This window comes from Leifsonia tongyongensis, from assembly GCF_010686705.1.
GTDB classification, from domain to species: Bacteria; Actinomycetota; Actinomycetes; order Actinomycetales; family Microbacteriaceae; genus Diaminobutyricibacter; species Diaminobutyricibacter tongyongensis.
In genome coordinates, this window is the sequence record NZ_JAAGWY010000002.1 from 272166 (window position 1) to 288346 (window position 16181).

General features: G+C 67.2%; 11 protein-coding genes. 8 read left to right on the forward strand and 3 right to left on the reverse strand.

The annotated features are described in order from the left end of the window. The first annotated feature begins 64 nt into the window (after nucleotides 1-64). The 5 genes from G3T36_RS09305 (at nucleotide 65) to G3T36_RS09325 (ending at nucleotide 7696) form a co-directional block, all read left to right on the forward strand. On the forward strand, nucleotides 65-3472 hold the full coding sequence (locus tag G3T36_RS09305) for a pyruvate carboxylase (protein WP_163289524.1): 3408 nt from the start codon (nucleotides 65-67) through the stop codon (nucleotides 3470-3472). Nucleotides 3473-3547: 75 nt separating this feature from the next. Next, nucleotides 3548-4903, forward strand: a complete 1356-nt coding sequence (locus G3T36_RS09310; RefSeq protein WP_163289525.1) for a nucleotide-binding protein — start codon at nucleotides 3548-3550, stop codon at nucleotides 4901-4903. Continuing rightward, nucleotides 4893-6314: a mycothione reductase gene (locus tag G3T36_RS09315; protein WP_338031529.1), complete on the forward strand. Its 1422-nt coding sequence runs from the start codon at nucleotides 4893-4895 to the stop codon at nucleotides 6312-6314. Before G3T36_RS09310 ends, G3T36_RS09315 begins: the two co-directional genes overlap by 11 nt. A gap of 16 nt (nucleotides 6315-6330) precedes the next feature. Next, nucleotides 6331-6822, forward strand: coding sequence for a peptide deformylase (gene def, locus G3T36_RS09320; RefSeq protein WP_163289527.1), 492 nt, complete (start codon nucleotides 6331-6333; stop codon nucleotides 6820-6822). Nucleotides 6823-6850: 28 nt separating this feature from the next. Continuing rightward, complete coding sequence (locus tag G3T36_RS09325) at nucleotides 6851-7696, forward strand: NAD-dependent epimerase/dehydratase family protein (RefSeq protein ID WP_163289528.1); 846 nt, start codon at nucleotides 6851-6853, stop codon at nucleotides 7694-7696. A 103-nt stretch (nucleotides 7697-7799) separates the two neighbouring features. On the opposite strand, the gene G3T36_RS09330 is transcribed toward G3T36_RS09325, so the two are convergent. Further along, nucleotides 7800-9632 carry an AMP-binding protein gene (locus tag G3T36_RS09330; protein ID WP_163289529.1) on the reverse strand — a complete coding sequence of 611 codons (1833 nt, stop codon included), beginning with the start codon at nucleotides 9630-9632 and terminating at the stop codon, nucleotides 7800-7802. Nucleotides 9633-9814: 182 nt separating this feature from the next. Between G3T36_RS09330 and G3T36_RS09335 the strand changes: the two genes are divergently transcribed. The 3 genes from G3T36_RS09335 to G3T36_RS09345 all read left to right on the forward strand — a co-directional run bounded on the left by G3T36_RS09335 (nucleotide 9815) and on the right by G3T36_RS09345 (nucleotide 12931). Then, complete coding sequence (locus G3T36_RS09335; protein ID WP_163289530.1) at nucleotides 9815-10765, forward strand: ROK family glucokinase; 951 nt, start codon at nucleotides 9815-9817, stop codon at nucleotides 10763-10765. 35 nt (nucleotides 10766-10800) lie between these two features. Further along, nucleotides 10801-11490: a lysophospholipid acyltransferase family protein gene (locus G3T36_RS09340; RefSeq protein ID WP_163289531.1), complete on the forward strand. Its 690-nt coding sequence runs from the start codon at nucleotides 10801-10803 to the stop codon at nucleotides 11488-11490. A gap of 106 nt (nucleotides 11491-11596) precedes the next feature. Beyond that, on the forward strand, nucleotides 11597-12931 hold the full coding sequence (locus G3T36_RS09345; protein ID WP_163289532.1) for a class II 3-deoxy-7-phosphoheptulonate synthase: 1335 nt from the start codon (nucleotides 11597-11599) through the stop codon (nucleotides 12929-12931). Nucleotides 12932-12940: 9 nt separating this feature from the next. On the opposite strand, the gene pknB is transcribed toward G3T36_RS09345, so the two are convergent. Together pknB and G3T36_RS09355 are read right to left on the reverse strand one after the other, a co-directional pair. Then, on the reverse strand, nucleotides 12941-14857 hold the full coding sequence (gene pknB / locus G3T36_RS09350; protein WP_163289533.1) for a Stk1 family PASTA domain-containing Ser/Thr kinase: 1917 nt from the start codon (nucleotides 14855-14857) through the stop codon (nucleotides 12941-12943). Between the two features lie 71 nt (nucleotides 14858-14928). Further along, nucleotides 14929-16059 (reverse strand): LysM peptidoglycan-binding domain-containing protein, encoded by a 1131-nt coding sequence (locus G3T36_RS09355; protein WP_163289534.1) that lies wholly within the window; start codon nucleotides 16057-16059, stop codon nucleotides 14929-14931. Nucleotides 16060-16181 lie beyond the last annotated feature (122 nt).

The window sequence follows — 16181 nt, forward strand, 5'->3', positions numbered from 1 at the left end:
CTTCACTAGTCTTAGAGAACCTAACCGTTTGCTGTGTGGTGCGCCCCCTGCTCGAAAGGTTCGTATGTTCCGCAAGATCCTCGTTGCCAATCGCGGTGAAATCGCAATTCGAGCCTTCAGGGCCGCTTACGAGCTGGGCGCCCAGACCGTGGCGGTCTTCCCGTACGAGGACCGCAACTCGATGCACCGGCTCAAGGCCGACGAGGCCTACCAGATCGGCGAGCCGGGGCACCCGGTCCGTGCGTATCTCGACGTGAAAGAGATCATCAGGGTCGCGCAGGAGTCCGGCGCAGACGCCATCTACCCCGGGTACGGCTTCCTGTCCGAGAACCCCGAGCTGGCCGAGGCCGCCGCAGAGGCGGGCATCACCTTCATCGGTCCGCCGCCGCGCGTGCTCGAGATGGCCGGAAACAAGGTGACCGCCAAAGAGCACGCGATCGCCGCCGGCGTCCCCGTCCTCAAGTCGACCCCGCCGTCGAAGGACATCGACCTCCTGATCTCGCAGTCCGACGAGATCGGCTTCCCGATCTTCGCCAAAGCCGTCGCCGGTGGCGGCGGTCGTGGCATGCGACGCGTCAACACGAAGGATGAGCTCCGCGGGGCCCTCGAGGAGGCCATGCGCGAGGCCGACAGCGCGTTCGGCGATCCCACGATGTTCCTCGAGCAGGCCGTGCTCCGCCCGCGTCACATCGAGGTCCAGATCCTGGCAGACGCCGACGGCAACACCATGCACCTGTTCGAGCGCGACTGCTCCGTGCAGCGCCGGCACCAGAAGGTGATCGAGATCGCGCCGGCGCCGAACCTCGACGAGGAGACCCGCCAGGCCCTGTACCGGGACGCGGTCGCATTCGCGAAGTCGATCGGCTACGTCAACGCGGGCACGGTCGAGTTCCTGCTCGACACTGCAGGGGAGCGCGCGGGCGAGCACGTCTTCATCGAGATGAACCCGCGCATCCAGGTCGAGCACACCGTGACCGAGGAGATCACCGACGTCGACCTGGTGCAGTCCCAGATGCGGATCGCGGCGGGGGAGACGCTCGACGACCTCGGCCTCAGCCAGGAGACGGTGCACATCCGCGGAGCCGCACTGCAGTGCCGCATCACGACCGAAGACCCGACCGCCGGTTTCCGTCCGGATACCGGCAAGATCACCACCTATCGTTCCCCTGGCGGCGGCGGCATCCGCCTCGACGGCGGAACGATCAACCCGGGCGCACAGATCAGCCCGCATTTCGACTCCATGCTCGCGAAGCTGACCTGCCGCGGGCGCGATTTCGCCGCCGCGGTGAGCCGCGCCCGCCGCGCCCTGGCCGAGTTCCGCATCCGCGGTGTCTCCACGAACATCCCGTTCCTGCAGGCCGTGCTCGACGACCCCGATTTCATCGCGGGCAATGTGAGCACCTCGTTCATCGAGGAGCGGCCGGAGCTGTTCCGTGGCCGCGCCTCCAAGGACCGCGGCACGAAGATGCTGAACTGGCTGGCCGACGTCACGGTCAACCTGCCCAACGGCCCCAGGCCCGAGACGGCGGAGCCCGAGGACAAGCTGCCGAAGATCGACCTGAGCGCGCCGGCTCCGGCGGGATCGCGGCAGCGGCTCCTCGAGCTCGGACCGGTCGGTTTCGCCCAGGCTCTCCGCGCGCAGACCGCTCTCGCCGTGACCGAGACGACGTTCCGCGACGCGCACCAGTCGCTGCTCGCGACCCGCGTGCGTACCCGCGACCTGCTCGCGGTGGCGCCCTATGTCGCCCGGCTGACACCTGAGCTCCTCTCGGTCGAGGCCTGGGGTGGCGCCACCTACGATGTCGCGCTCCGCTTCCTCGGCGAGGACCCGTGGGATCGTCTGGCCGCCCTGCGCGAGGCACTTCCGAACATCAACATCCAGATGCTCCTGCGCGGCCGCAACACGGTCGGCTACACGCCATACCCGACCCAGGTGACGGATGCGTTCGTGCGCGAGGCGGCGGAGACCGGCGTCGACATCTTCCGTATCTTCGACGCCCTGAACGACGTCTCGCAGATGCGCCCAGCCATCGAATCCGTGCTGTCGACAGGCACGGCGATCGCCGAGGTCGCCGTCTGCTACACGGGCGACCTGCTCGACCCGGCCGAAGACCTGTACACCCTCGGCTACTACCTGCGCCTCGCCGAGCAGATCGTCGAGTCCGGTGCGCACATCCTCGCGATCAAGGACATGGCGGGCCTGCTCCGCCCCTCGGCCGCCGAGAAGCTGGTGTCGGCGTTCCGCGAGCGTTTCGACCTCCCGGTGCACGTGCACACGCACGACACCCCGGGCGGCCAGCTCGCGACGCTGCTCGCGGCCAGCCGTGCCGGTGCGGATGCTGTGGATGTCGCCAGCGCCCCCATGGCCGGCACGACGAGCCAGCCATCCGCATCCGCTCTCGTCGCAGCCCTTGCACACACCGAGCGCGACACCGGCCTGTCGCTGGCCGCCGTCAGCGACCTCGAGCCGTACTGGGAGGCCGTGCGCCAGGTGTACCGGCCGTTCGAGTCGGGTCTTCCCGGCCCGACCGGGCGCGTGTACAAGCACGAGATCCCCGGAGGCCAGCTGTCGAACCTGCGCACGCAGGCGAAGGCGCTCGGGCTCGCCGAGGACTTCGAGCTGGTCGAGGACATGTATGCCGCGGCCAACCGCATCCTGGGCCGCATCCCGAAGGTCACGCCGTCGTCGAAGGTCGTCGGCGACCTCGCCCTGCACCTGGCGGCCGTGCACGCCGATCCGGACGATTTCGCCGAGAACCCCCAGAACTACGACATACCCGATTCGGTCGTCGGGTTCATGGCGGGCGAGCTCGGGGAGCTGCCCGGCGGCTGGCCTGAGCCGTTCCGCACCAAGGTCCTCGCGGGCAAGACGGTCAAGGTGGGCGTCGAAGACCTCAGCGAGGCCGATGCTGCACTGCTGGCCGGTTCGAGCGCAGAGCGTCGCGCCACACTGAACCGGCTGCTGTTCCCGGCCCCGACACGGATCTTCGAGTCGATCCGCGAACTGTTCGGCGACCTCTCCGTCGTCGACACGATCGACTACCTCTATGGGCTCAAGCAGGGCACCGAGCACGTGATCGAGATCGACAAGGGCGTGCGCCTGTACATCGGTCTCGAGGCGATCGGCGAGGCCGACGACAAGGGGATGCGCACCGTCATGACCACGTTGAACGGGCAGCTCCGGCCCGTGTTCGTGCGTGACCGCGGCATCACGGTGGAGGCGAAGGCGGCTGAGAAGGCCGACAGTGCGAAGCCGGGTCAGGTCGCAGCGCCGTTCTCCGGCGTCGTCACGCTCCAGGTCGGCATCGGCGATGTGGTCGCCGCAGGGCAGAGCGTCGCATCGATCGAGGCGATGAAGATGGAGGCCGCGATCACCGCGCCCATCGCCGGGACGATCGAACGCCTCGCCATCCCGAAGACGCAGCAGGTCGACGCAGGGGACCTCCTCGTCGTCATCACGCCCGTCATATAAGCCGTCGGACGGGGTGTTTTCAGCCTCCACGCTAAACTGGGTCACGGACTGTGACGATTGAAGGAGACTGTTCACGTGGCAGAAAAGCCGGAGAAGCGCGATGCGCAAGGTCAGGTCCTCGAATCCGAATCGACGGATGAGGCGGGTGAGTTCCACAGCGAACTCCATCCTGACGACGGTGACGACCTCGCTGTCACGCTTCCGGAGAGCCTGAGCATCGTCGTCGACCTTCCGCCGGCGCCCACCCCGGAGATTCCCGAGGACGAGATCGCAGTCGCGATCGACGATGTCCCGGTCAATCCCGGTTTCATCACCGGGAGCGAGCCGACGACGCGGTCGATGGCCATCGTCACGCCGCGTGCCTCGACCGGTCCGACCCCCACCATGACCGGTTCGACCGCGCTCGAGACTTCCGAGCACGGCCACCATGCGGATGCCTTCTCGCAGTCCCGGCGCGACCGGCTGCGCGGGGAGCACTCGACACAGCCCGAGCCGGCCGCCATGCTCACTGCCGACCGTCTGCTCGAGGTGAACCGCAAGACGCGTCCGGCGCCAGAGGGCGGCTGGTACCGTTTCCTGTACGCGATCAGCTTCCACACCGTGAACCTGGGCGACTCGAAGAAGGTGCGGGCGCGCAAGGAGCTGGACCACCGCATCCAGAAGCAGTTCGAGGGCGGCACGCGCTTCGTGCCGGTTCTCACCCGCAAGGGCGGCGTCGGCAAGACGACGGTCACGACGCTGCTGGGCATGGCCCTCGCCGATGCGCGGGAAGACCGGATCATCGCCGTCGATGCGAACCCCGACCGCGGCACCCTCTCGGAGCGCGTCCCGAAGCAGACCAGGGCGACCGTCAGGGATGTGGTGCACAAGGCCCCGAGCATCAACGGCTTCACCGACTTCTCGGCCCTCGTGTCGCGCGACGAGACCCGTCTCGACATCCTCGCGTCGGACACCGACCCGCTCCTGTCCGAGGCGTTCGACGAGAACGACTACAACGTCGTCGCCGACCTCGCGGCGCGGTTCTATTCCATCGTGCTCACCGACTGCGGCACCGGCATCGTCCACTCGGTCATGCGTGCCACGCTGCAGCGCGCGGACTCGGTCGTCATCGTCTCCGGCGGCAGCGTGGACGAGGCGCGCCTCGCATCCGAGACGCTCACCTGGCTCGAGGCCAACGGCTACGGCGACCTCGTACGCAACGCGATCGTCGCCCTCAACACCGCGACGCAGGGCACGAATCTCGTGAAGCTCGACGAGATCGAGTCGCATTTCCGTTCCCGCGTGCGCGAGATCGTGCGCATCCCGTACGACCCGCAACTCGCGGCGGGGTCGGTCGTCTCGTACAAAGACCTGAAGCCGTTGACGAAGGATGCGGCTCGCGTGCTCGCAGCCCTCGTGGTCGAGGGCCTGCCGGCCAATCGTGGCTCGTGAGCCTGCCCCAGGCGACGGGGCGGATGCGCGGACGTTCGATCTGATCGTCGTCGGCGCGGGATCCGGCAACGCCCTGGTTGGGCCTGAATTCGCGCACTGGTCGGTGGCGCTCATCGATGACGGCGAGCGGTTCGGCGGCACCAGCCTGAACGCCGCATCCATTCCGAGCAAGATGTTCGTTCACGTGGCCGATGTCGCGGCCGCGGCGGAGGCCGGGTCGCGCCTCGGACTGTCCGCCTCCGTCGACCCCGTGGACTGGGCGCGCGTGCGCGACCGGATCTTCGCCCGCACCGACGCTGTCTCCGATGCAGGGCTGTTATTCCGCCAGGCGACGTCGCCGAACGTGACGGTCTTCCGCGAGACGTTCGGCTTCGAAGACCAGCACACTCTGATGAGCGCGAGCGGGGTGCGCCTGCGGGCCGACCGCATCGTGGTCGCGGCCGGGTCGCGGCCCCGGCCGCTGCTCGCCGCCTACGACCCCGACCCGGCCATCCTCGATTCCGACGAGGTCATGCGCATCGAATCGCTTCCCGAATCGCTGGTCATCGTCGGGGGCGGACCGGTCGCGGTCGAGTTCGCCCACGTCTTCTCGTCCTTCGGTGTCGACGTGACGATCGTCACACGGTCGGAGCGGCTGCTCCGCGGACTCGACGTCGCGGTCTCCGAGCGATTCACCGCGTCTGCCGCCCAACGCTGGCGCCTGCTCACGGAGGAGCTCGTCGAAGCGATCGACCGTGTCGGAGACCACCTCGCGGTGACGCTCGAGTCGGGAACTCAGCTCGAGACCGAGATCGTCCTGGTCGCCCAGGGCCGCATCCCGAACACCGACACCCTGGGAGCCGCCGCAGCCGGGTTCGACCTGTACAGCGACGGCCGGCTCGTCGTCGACAGCCGGCAGCGGATGCTCAGCCGCGGCGCCCCGGTGCCCGGGCTCTACGCCCTCGGCGACATCAGCTCGGCAACGAAACTGAAGCACGTCGCGAACCACGAGGCGCGGGTGGTCGCCCACAACATCCTGCACCCGGACGCCCCGATCGGCGGCGAACCGGGCCCGGTTCCCCACGCCATCTTCACCCGGCCGCAGATCGCGCACTTCGGGCTCACCGAAGCGGATGCGCTGGCCGACGGCATAGACGCGGTCGCCGTCACACAGGACTACCGGCACACCGCCTACGGCTGGGCGACCGAAGACGAGACCGGTTTCTGCACACTCGTCGTCGACCGTGACACGGGGGAACTCCTCGGGGCCCATATCATCGGGCCGGAGGCGAGCATCCTGATCCAGCCGCTCGTGCTCGCGGCCAGCTTCGGGATGTCGGTGCGCGGCCTCGCCCGAGGGCAGTACTGGCCGCATCCGGCCGCGAGCGAAGTCGTCGAGAACGCCCTGCTGAAGGCCGAGGAGGCCCTGTGACCACGAAGGAAGACACGTGACCGAACGCCAGATCCGCCTTTTCGGAGACCCGGTGCTGAAGACCATGTCCGACCCGATCCGTTCGGTCGACGCCGGCGTGCGCGGGCTCGTCGAAGACCTGATCGACAGTGTGCTGCCGCCCGGTCGCGCCGGGGTCGCCGCTCCCCAGATCGGTGTCAACCTTCGTGCGTTCAGCTACAACGTCGACGGCGACGTCGGCTACATCCTCAATCCCGAGATCGTGGAGCTCTCGGGCGAACCCGAACCGGTCGACGAGGGGTGCCTGTCGGTGCCGGGACTGTGGTTCCCCACGATGCGTTACCCATTCGCCCGGGTGACCGGCATCGACCTCGACGGCAAGCCGGTCGAGCTCTCCGGCACCGGCGTGATGGCCCAGGCGCTCCAGCACGAGACGGACCACCTGAACGGCACGCTGTACCTCGACCGGCTCGACAAGGACAGCCGTCGCGAAGCGATGAAGCAGGTTCGCGCGAGCGACTGGTTTTAGAGTCGCCGGGGTTCCTTAGACTGGCAGTATGCGAATTGCGGTTACCGGTGGATCAGGAAAGTTGGGGCGCACGGTCGTGCGCACGCTCGCGCAAGCGGGGAACGAGGTCGTCAACCTCGACACGGCAGGGGAGCGAGGCCCCGGCTTCGTGAAAGTCGATCTGACCGATTTCGGGCAGACCCTCGACGCCATCCTCGGCATCGACGACAAGATCGACGGGTTCGACGCGATCGTCCACCTCGCGGCTATCCCGGCCCCCGGCATCCTGGGAGATGCGGCGACGTTCCACAACAACATCCGCGTCACCTACAACGTGTTCCAGGCGGCCAGGCGGGCGGGCATCCGGAACGTCGTGTACGCGTCGAGCGAGACCGTACTCGGCCTGCCCTTCGACGTGCCGCCGCCGTACATCCCGGTCGACGAGGACTACCCGGCACGGCCCGAGAGCACGTATTCGCTGGTCAAGCACCTCGAAGAGCAGATGGCGATCGAGCTGGTCCGGTGGGATCCGTCGCTGAAGATCGTCGCACTCCGCTTCTCGAACGTGATGGACGAATCCGACTACGCGGAGTTCCCGTCGTTCGACGCCGATCCGCTGCTGCGCAAGTGGAACCTGTGGGGCTACATCGACGGGCGCGATGGAGCCCAGGCGGTGAAGCGGGCGCTCGACTGGGACGCGACGGGCTTCCACCGTTTCATCATCGCAGCGGCCGACACGGTGATGAGCCGGCCGAATGCCGACCTGGTCGCGGAGGTCTTCCCTGGTGTCCCCGTGAAAGGTGACCTCGGCCTGAACGATACGCTCCTGTCGATCGACAAGGCCCGGCGCGTTCTCGGCTACGCCCCCGCGCACTCCTGGCGCGACTCCGTCTAGCGCTCGTATTCGCGAGCACACCGCGAGAGGTCGAGCCGGGCGAGCGCAGCTCGCCCGGAGCTGGCGTAGCGCGATTGCAGTGCAATCGCCAGAGCTCCAGCGCTCAGTGAGACAACGAGGTGCCCTGCGTCGCGGGTGCGCTGTTGTAGATCCCGTCGATGACATCGGAGAAGTCGTCGAGGATGACATGGCGCTTGATGCTCATCTTCGGCGTGAGGTGCCCGCTCGATTCGCTGAGCTCCGTGGAGAGCACGACGAACTTGCGGATGGACTCCGCCCGTGACACCGTGCCGTTGGCGACATCGATCGCGCGCTGGATCTCCGCCAGCACGGCCGGGTTCACCGACGCCTCACGGAGTGTCAGTTCCTTGTCCTCACCGTTGTTCGCCAGCCACACGGGCAGCATCTCGGGATCGAGGGTCACCAGCGCGGCGATGAACGGCTTCTGGTCGCCGACGACGATCACCTGGCTGACGAGCGGGTTCGCGCGGATCGGGTCCTCGAGGGCGGCCGGCGACACGTTCTTGCCGCCCGCCGTGACGATGATCTCCTTCTTACGACCGGTGATCGTCAGGAAGCCGTCCTCGTCGAAGGAGCCCAGGTCACCGGTCTTGAACCATCCGTCCTCGAAGGCCGCAGCGGTCGCTTCCGGGTTCTTCCAATACTCCTTGAACACGTCGACACCCTTGACCTGGATCTCACCGTCGTCGGCGAGGCGCACCGACACACCGGGCAGGGCCGGCCCAACAGTGCCGATCTTGAACTTCGTGGCCAGGTTGACCGTCGCAGGCGCGGTCGTCTCGGTGAGGCCGTAGCCTTCGAGGATCTTGATCCCGAGGCTGTGGAAGAAGTGCCCCAGGTGGGCGCCGAGAGGCGCCGATCCCGAGACGGCGTAGACAACGCGGCCACCCATGGCCTCGCGGAGCTTGCTGTAGACGAGCCGGTCGAACAGCGCGAAGCGCAGTCGGAGCCCGAGCGGGATCCGGTCGCCGGCCTCGACCAGCTTCGAATGCTCGACCGCCACTTCGGCGGCCTGCCGGAAGATCTTCCCGCGCCCGCCGGCCTCGGCCTTCTGCTCCGCCGAGTTGTACACCTTCTCGAAGACGCGCGGCACGGCCAGGAGGAAGGTCGGCTTGAAGGAGGCGAGCGACGGCAGCAGCTGCCGCGTGTCCGGCTGGTGGCCCACCTTGACGCCCGAGTGGACGCTGAGCACGGCGATGAAGCGCGCGAAGATGTGTGCCGTGGTGATGAACAGGAGGGTGGATGCTCCACCCGGCGCCTCGAGCACATCGCGGAGTGCGACGGCCGCGTTGCGCGAAAGCTCGACGAAATTCGAGTGCGTGAGGACGCATCCCTTCGGCTTCCCGGTGGAGCCTGAGGTGTAGATGAGCGTGGCCATGTCGTCGCCGCGGGCCAGATTGCGGCGACGCTCGATCTCGGCATCGGGCACGTCGACTCCGGCGGCGACGAGCTTGTCGAGGTCGCCCAGGTCGATCTGCCAGACGTTCCCGATGAGGGGGAGTTCGGGGTGGACTTCGTCGAACTTCGTGAAATGGTCGGCTGTCTCCAGGATGACCGCCACCGCGCCGGCGTCGCTGAGGTTCCAGTGCACCTGGGTCGGCGACGAGGTCTCATAGACGGGCACCAGTACGGCGCCGGCGAACCACGTCGCGAAGTCGATGAGGGTCCACTCGTAGCGGGTCTTGCACATCAGGCCGATCTTGTCGCCCGGCTGGATGCCGGACGCGACGAGGCCCTTCGAGAGGGCGATGACCTGGCGGAGAAACTCTGCAGCCGAGACATCCTGCCAGCCGCCGTCCTTCGGAAGGGCGAACAGCGGGGCATCGGGCGTTGCGGCGACTCGATCGATGAGCAGGTCGGTGGCGTTGGCCTCGGGGTCGGCGGGGACAACGGCGGGTACATCGAACTGTTGCACAGGTAACTCCTTTGGTACCGGTGGGGGCCTGGGCGCGACCAGCGCACTTGTGGGTTTCGCACCAAATGGCCTTCGGCAAATTGGTTAACTACACTCTAGATGGTGCGGGTCGGGGCATTCTGAGTCGAGATACCCCACATCCGAGTCACCCCAGCTCCCTCCTTCGAGAAAGGCGCCCGCCTGTGCATTCGATCGGTATCGACATCGGTGGAACCAAGATCGCCGGAGCCGTGGTCGACGAGTTCGGGACGATCGTTCGCGAGGACCGCCAGCCGACGACCGCCGCACAGCCGGACGAGATCGAGAACGCCGTCGTCGAGATGATCGAACGCCTCTCCGAGGGGCCAGAGGAGATCGTGGGTGCGGGGGTTGCGGCCGCGGGCTTCATCGATGCCGCCCAGTCCATCGTCTACTACGCGCCCAACATCAACTGGCGCCACGAGCCGTTCCGCGAGAAGCTCGAGTCCCGTCTCGCCATGCCCGTCATCATCGAGAACGACGCGAACGCGGCAGGCTGGGCTGAATTCCGTTACGGGGCCGGCCGCCTCGTGAGCGACATGGTCATCCTCACGATCGGCACCGGTGTCGGCGGCGCCATCGTCAGCAACGACCGGCTCTTCCGTGGCGGTTTCGGCGCCGGAGCCGAAATCGGCCACATGCGCGTCGTGCCCGGTGGGCTGCCGTGCGGATGCGGTGCCCACGGCTGTATCGAACAGTACGGTTCCGGGCGCGCGCTCGAGCGTTTCGCCGGCGAGCTCGCCGACGCAGGCGGCATCGGGCAGGCCCTCGCCGACGTGCGGACCCGCAAGGGCGCACTCAAAGGCAAGGACATCAGCAAGCTGATCCTCGCGGGCGACCCCGGTGCCCTGGCAGCCCTCCGGCAGCTGGGCGACTGGCTCGGCCAGGCCTGTGCGAGCCTCGGCGCGGTTCTCGATCCGCAGGTCTTCGTGTTCGGCGGCGGCGTCGCGCAGGCCGGCGACCTGCTCCTCGAGCCCATCCGTCTCGCGTACCTCGAGAACCTCCCGGCGCGCGGGTATCACCCCGAACCCGAGTTCCGCATCGCCGAACTCGTGAACGATGCCGGGGTCGTCGGAGCTGCAGATCTCGCACGGCTGCACGCTACGCAGCGTTAGGCTTGGTCTCACTCGTCGAGGAGAGTTAAGCGCCCATGTTCTACTGGATCATGAAGCACCTGATCGCCGGTCCGCTGCTGAAGGGCATCTTCCGTCCGTGGGTGGTCGGCCTCGAGAACGTCCCGAAGACGGGCGGGGTGATCCTCGCGAGCAACCACCTCTCGTTCATCGACTCGATCTTCCTGCCGCTCATCGTCGACCGGCACGTCTCCTTCCTTGCGAAGAGCGAATACTTCACCCGCAAAGGCTTCAAAGGGTGGATGACCCGCAACTTCATGCTCGCCACCGGCCAGCTGCCGATCGACCGGTCGGGAGGCAAGGCATCCGAGGATTCGCTGAATTCGGGCCTCGCCGTTCTCGCGCGTGACGAGATCCTGGGCATCTACCCGGAGGGTACGCGCAGCCCCGACGGCAAGCTCTACCGCGGCCGCACCGGTGTCGCGCGAATGATCCTCGAAGGCCAGGTGCCCGTCGTCCCCGTCGCGATGATCGACACCGAGAAGATCATGCCGATCGGCCAGCGGATCCCCAAGGTGGGCCGGATCGGCCTCATCATCGGAAAGCCGCTCGACTTCTCGCGCTTCGAAGGCATGGAGGGCGACAGGTTCATCCTGCGATCGGTCACCGACGAGATCATGTACGAGCTGCACGCCCTCAGCAAGCAGGAATACGTCGACGTCTACGCGACCAGCGTGAAAGAAAAGAGGGGCACCCTTTCGCGATAGGCTCAGATCAAGGCGCCGACTTTTCGGCGCCTTCCTGCCACCTCGATCACGAAGCGGAAATCCAGTGCAAGACACCACCGAACCCGTCGTAAAGGCTGACGATTCTGTGATTGCAGGGCTGGACTATTGGCGCAACCTCGAGATCAAGCAGCAGCCGCACTGGCCCGACATCGAAGCGGTTCGCGCCGCATCCGCCGAGATCGCGACGCTTCCGCCTCTCGTGTTCGCCGGTGAGGTCGATCAGCTGCGTGAGCGGCTGGCGCGTGCGGCGGACGGCAAGGCCTTCCTCCTGCAGGGCGGCGACTGCGCTGAGACCTTCGCGGGTGCCACAGCCGACCAGATCCGCAACCGGGTCAAGACCGTGCTGCAGATGGCCGTCGTGCTCACCTACGGTGCGTCGATGCCCATCATCAAGATGGGGCGCATGGCCGGCCAGTTCGCGAAACCGCGGTCGAGCGACACCGAGACACGTGGGGGTGTCACCCTTCCGGCCTACCGGGGCGACATCGTCAACGGATACGACTTCACCCCGGAATCGCGGGTCGCCGACCCGAGCAGGCTGGTGAAGGGGTACCACACCGCCGCATCCACCCTGAACCTCATCCGCGCCTTCACGCAGGGTGGTTTCGCCGACCTGCGCCAGGTGCACAGCTGGAACCGTGGATTCGCGGCCAACCCGGCCAACCAGCGTTACGAAGGACTCGCGGGCGAGATCGACCGCGCCATCAAGTTCATGGAGGCGGCGGGCGCCGACTTCGACGAGCTCAAGCGCGTGGAGTTCTACTCCAGTCACGAGGGTCTCCTGATGGACTACGAGCGCCCGATGACCCGCATCGACTCGCGAACCGGCACGCCGTACAACACGTCGGCCCATTTCATCTGGATCGGCGAGCGCACCCGTGACCTCGACGGCGCCCACGTCGACTTCCTCTCCCGTGTCCGCAACCCGATCGGCGTCAAGCTCGGGCCGACGACCAGCCCCGACGACATGCTCCGGCTGATCGACAAGCTCGACCCCGAGCGGGAGCCGGGCCGCATCACGTTCATCACGCGGATGGGCGCGGGGAAGGTCCGCGATGCGCTGCCCCCGCTGCTCGAAGCCATCAAGTCGAGCGACGCCAACCCGCTCTGGGTGACCGATCCGATGCACGGCAACGGGCTGACCACGCCGAACGGCTACAAGACGCGACGGTTCGACGACGTCGTCGACGAGGTCAAAGGCTTCTTCGAAGCGCACCGGGCGGCCGGAACGCACCCGGGCGGCATCCACGTCGAGCTGACGGGGGATGACGTCACCGAGTGTCTGGGCGGCTCCGAGCAGATCGACGAGGCCACCCTCGCCACCCGCTACGAGTCGCTCTGCGACCCGCGCCTGAACCACATGCAGTCGCTCGAGCTCGCGTTCCTCGTCGCCGAGGAGCTCGGCGGCCGGCACAGCTGAAAGCCGGGCTCAGCCAAACAGGCTCTGGAACGTCACCGTCACAGTTGATCCCTTTGGTGCATCTATGCCTCCAGCAGGGTCGGTCTTTGCAACTTTGACGATCGCCTGGAACGGATCGGCCGTCGCGTCATAGTTAAGCTTGAAGCCCGCGTCGAGGAGGGCCTTCTTCGCGACATCCCACGTCTTGCCGACGACGTCGGGCACCGGGACGGGCGCCGGCCCGCGGGACACTTCCAGTGCGAGCGTGTCGCCGGGGCGCACGGGACCATCCTTCTGTGGGATCGCCGAGATCACCGCATCCTTCGGGACGGTGTCGCTGTACGACTGCGGTCCCGGCGTCGTGTGCAGCCCGACGGCCGTGAGCTTCGCGGTCGCGTCGTTGACGGATGAGCCCTTGACGTTCGGGATCGCACCGACCGAGACCACGAGGTTGACCTTCATGCCTTCGAAGTACGGCCCGCCGTTCGAGAGATCCTTGCCGTCCGCCGACGATGCGGAGATGACGGTGCCGCTCGGCACGGTGGCGTTGAACTGTTTGTCCACGGTTCCGACGACGGCTTTGAGGCCGGTGATCTGCTCGATCGCGGTGTCTTGCGACAGGCCGGCGAGTTTCGGTACCTGGATCGGGCGCGGACCCTGCGAGACGTTGATGGTCACAGTGCTTCCGCGGTTGGCGTGCGCGCCCGCCGCGGGATCTGTGCTCGCGACGAGACCTTTCGCGATCGTCGTGCTGTAGGCGGCGCCCTGCTTCGTCTCGAAGCCGAGGTTCTTCAGGGTGGTGGCTGCCGCATCCGGAGCCTTCGCCGACACATCCGGGATCGCGACCATCGAACCCGGGCCCGAGCCGAAATACCACCCGGTCCCACCGGCCACGCCCGCGAGCAGCAGCACGAGGATGAACAGCCACCACCCCTTGGCGCGCCGCTTCTCGGCAGTCCTGGTGAGGCGGCTGACGTTGTCGGGAGCCGAAGCGGCGACCTGCTGGCGGATGGCCGGGTTGATGATCTGCGTGTCCGCGTCCCCCAGACCCGCGCCGAGCGCCGGCGGCATCACCATCGTCTGCTGGAATGGGGCCGTCTCACCGCGGATCGACTTCTCGGCCTCGATGACGCGGTCGAGCATCTCCCGGGCATCCTTTGGACGGTGATCGGGGTCTTTCGCCGTCGCCCAGAGCACGATCTCGTCCAGTTCCGGTGGAACCGCCGGATTCTTGCTGCTCGGTGTCGGCACCGTGTCGTTGGCGTGCTGGTAGGCGATCTGCATCGGCTGCTCACCCTGGAACGGCTGCTCGCCGGTGAGCATCTCGTACATCATGATGCCGAGCGCGTAGATGTCGCTGCGTGCGTCGGCGACGCCGCGGGTGACGAGTTCGGGTGAGAGGTAGGCGATCGTGCCGAGGAGAGCCTGACCGGTGGCCGTATTCGCGGAGGCGGCACGCGCGAGACCGAAGTCGCCGATCTTGATGCGCCCGTCGTCGGCGAGCAGCACATTCTCGGGCTTGAGGTCCCGATGCACGATTCCGGCTTTGTGCGCGGCGGCGAGCCCGCTGAGCACCGCCTCCATGATGTCGATCGTCTGCTCGGGTGTGAGCTTGCCGTAATCCTTCAGGAGGTCGCGCAGCGTGATGCCCGGCAAGTACTCCATCACCAGGTACGCCATGTCGGAGTCCTGGCCCTGGTCGAAGACGTTGACGACGTTCGGATGCGCGAGGCGCGCCGCCGACCGTGCCTCCTGCACGAAGCGGCTCTTGAACGTGTTGTCATCGGCGAGATGACCGTGCATCACCTTGATGGCGACACGGCGTTCGAGGCGCAGGTCGGTGGCCAGGTAGACCGTCGCCATGCCCCCGCGGGCGATCCGCGAACGCACCTGATATCGGCCGTCGATAAGACGGCCGATCATCGGATCGGTCTGGCTCGTGGTCACCCTCTGAGTCTAGGGACGGGGATGCTCACGAACCGGACAAAACACCGTGAACGGCGGGGGAGAAGGCTGGGTCAGCGCAACTGTGCGACCCACGCACGTGCCGACGCCTCCCACTTCGCGTACGCGTTCGGAAAGGCCGAGAGCTGAACGGCCTGGGCGGCTCGGGTGACGGGCATCGAATGCCAGCCGGGGATGTCGAGGAGCCCGCGCGTGCGCCCCGGGTTGGGGTTGTCGCGGCCGCCGAAGAAGGCCCGCGCCGCACGATACGGGTCCATGACCTGAGCGGGGGTTCCCCATCCCGTGCTCGGGCGCTGCTGGAAGATCCCGAGCGAGTCGCGGTCGCCGTAGTGGACATTGCGGAGACGCGACTCCTGCATGGCAGCGGCGAGAGCGATCACGAGACCGTAGTCGTCGACACCCTCCCGCCGGCCCACGGAGACGATGATCGCAGCGTTGGCGCGCATCTCGTCGGTCATGGCGATAACCCGCGAGGGAGCCGGGGCGGGCGCGCTCGGTGCCGGAGCGACCGGCTTCGAAGCTGACGGGGAAGGGATGCGGGCAGCGGGAGCCGCGTGACGGAGTGCGGCGGTGCTCCCGAGCGGAATCGTGATGGACTGGCCGGGGAAGATGAGACTCGACCGGTCGAGTCCGTTTGCGGAGAGCACAGCCTGCGTGGAGACGCCGTGTTCCTCGGCGATTCCGCTGATGGTGTCGCCTGCGACGACGATGTGGCGGGCGGTGGTGGGAGCGTGGACCGGCGGGGTCGCGTGCCGCGGTGCGGTGGCCGGTTTCGGCGCGATCGGGCTCGGTGAGGCCGAGCCGCCGAGTGCGAGTACCTGCCCGGGGAAGATGAGGCTCTTCCAGCTCAATCCGTTGAGTGCCAGCACACTCGCGGTCGACAATCCGTAGCGCCCCGCAATTCCGCTGACCGTGTCGCCGGAGACCACGGTGTAGTTGGCGGGTACAGCGTTGGCGGGGACGGCGGCCTCATCGAATCGGGGCTCGGATGCGGTGTCCGAAGCCGCGCTCGGCGGCGTGACGGTTCCTGTCGCTGCTCCCGCCGCATCCGGCGTCTTCGCCCCGGAAGGGGCGGTCCCGCCCTTGTCGGGTGCGGCCGCCTGAGCCGGAGTGATCAGCGTCAGCGTCATCGCCAGCGAACTCGCGATGGCGATGGGCACGGTGGCGAGAACTGCTCGTGACATGGTGACCCCCGTCCGTTTGCCCCGTCGGTCTTCCACGCTGACACACAATGTATAAGGAGTCAATTAGTGTGACTGAAGTGATTGGGGTTTACACAATCGTAACAATCGAATGCGTTCGTCAC

Coding starts and splice junctions, on each gene's coding strand:
- G3T36_RS09355 (WP_163289534.1), bottom strand. CDS start 16,059: ATGTCACGAGCAGTTCTCGCCACCGTGCCCATCGCCATCGCGAGTTCG.
- G3T36_RS09305 (WP_163289524.1), top strand. CDS start 65: ATGTTCCGCAAGATCCTCGTTGCCAATCGCGGTGAAATCGCAATTCGA.
- G3T36_RS09340 (WP_163289531.1), top strand. CDS start 10,801: ATGTTCTACTGGATCATGAAGCACCTGATCGCCGGTCCGCTGCTGAAG.
- G3T36_RS09325 (WP_163289528.1), top strand. CDS start 6,851: ATGCGAATTGCGGTTACCGGTGGATCAGGAAAGTTGGGGCGCACGGTC.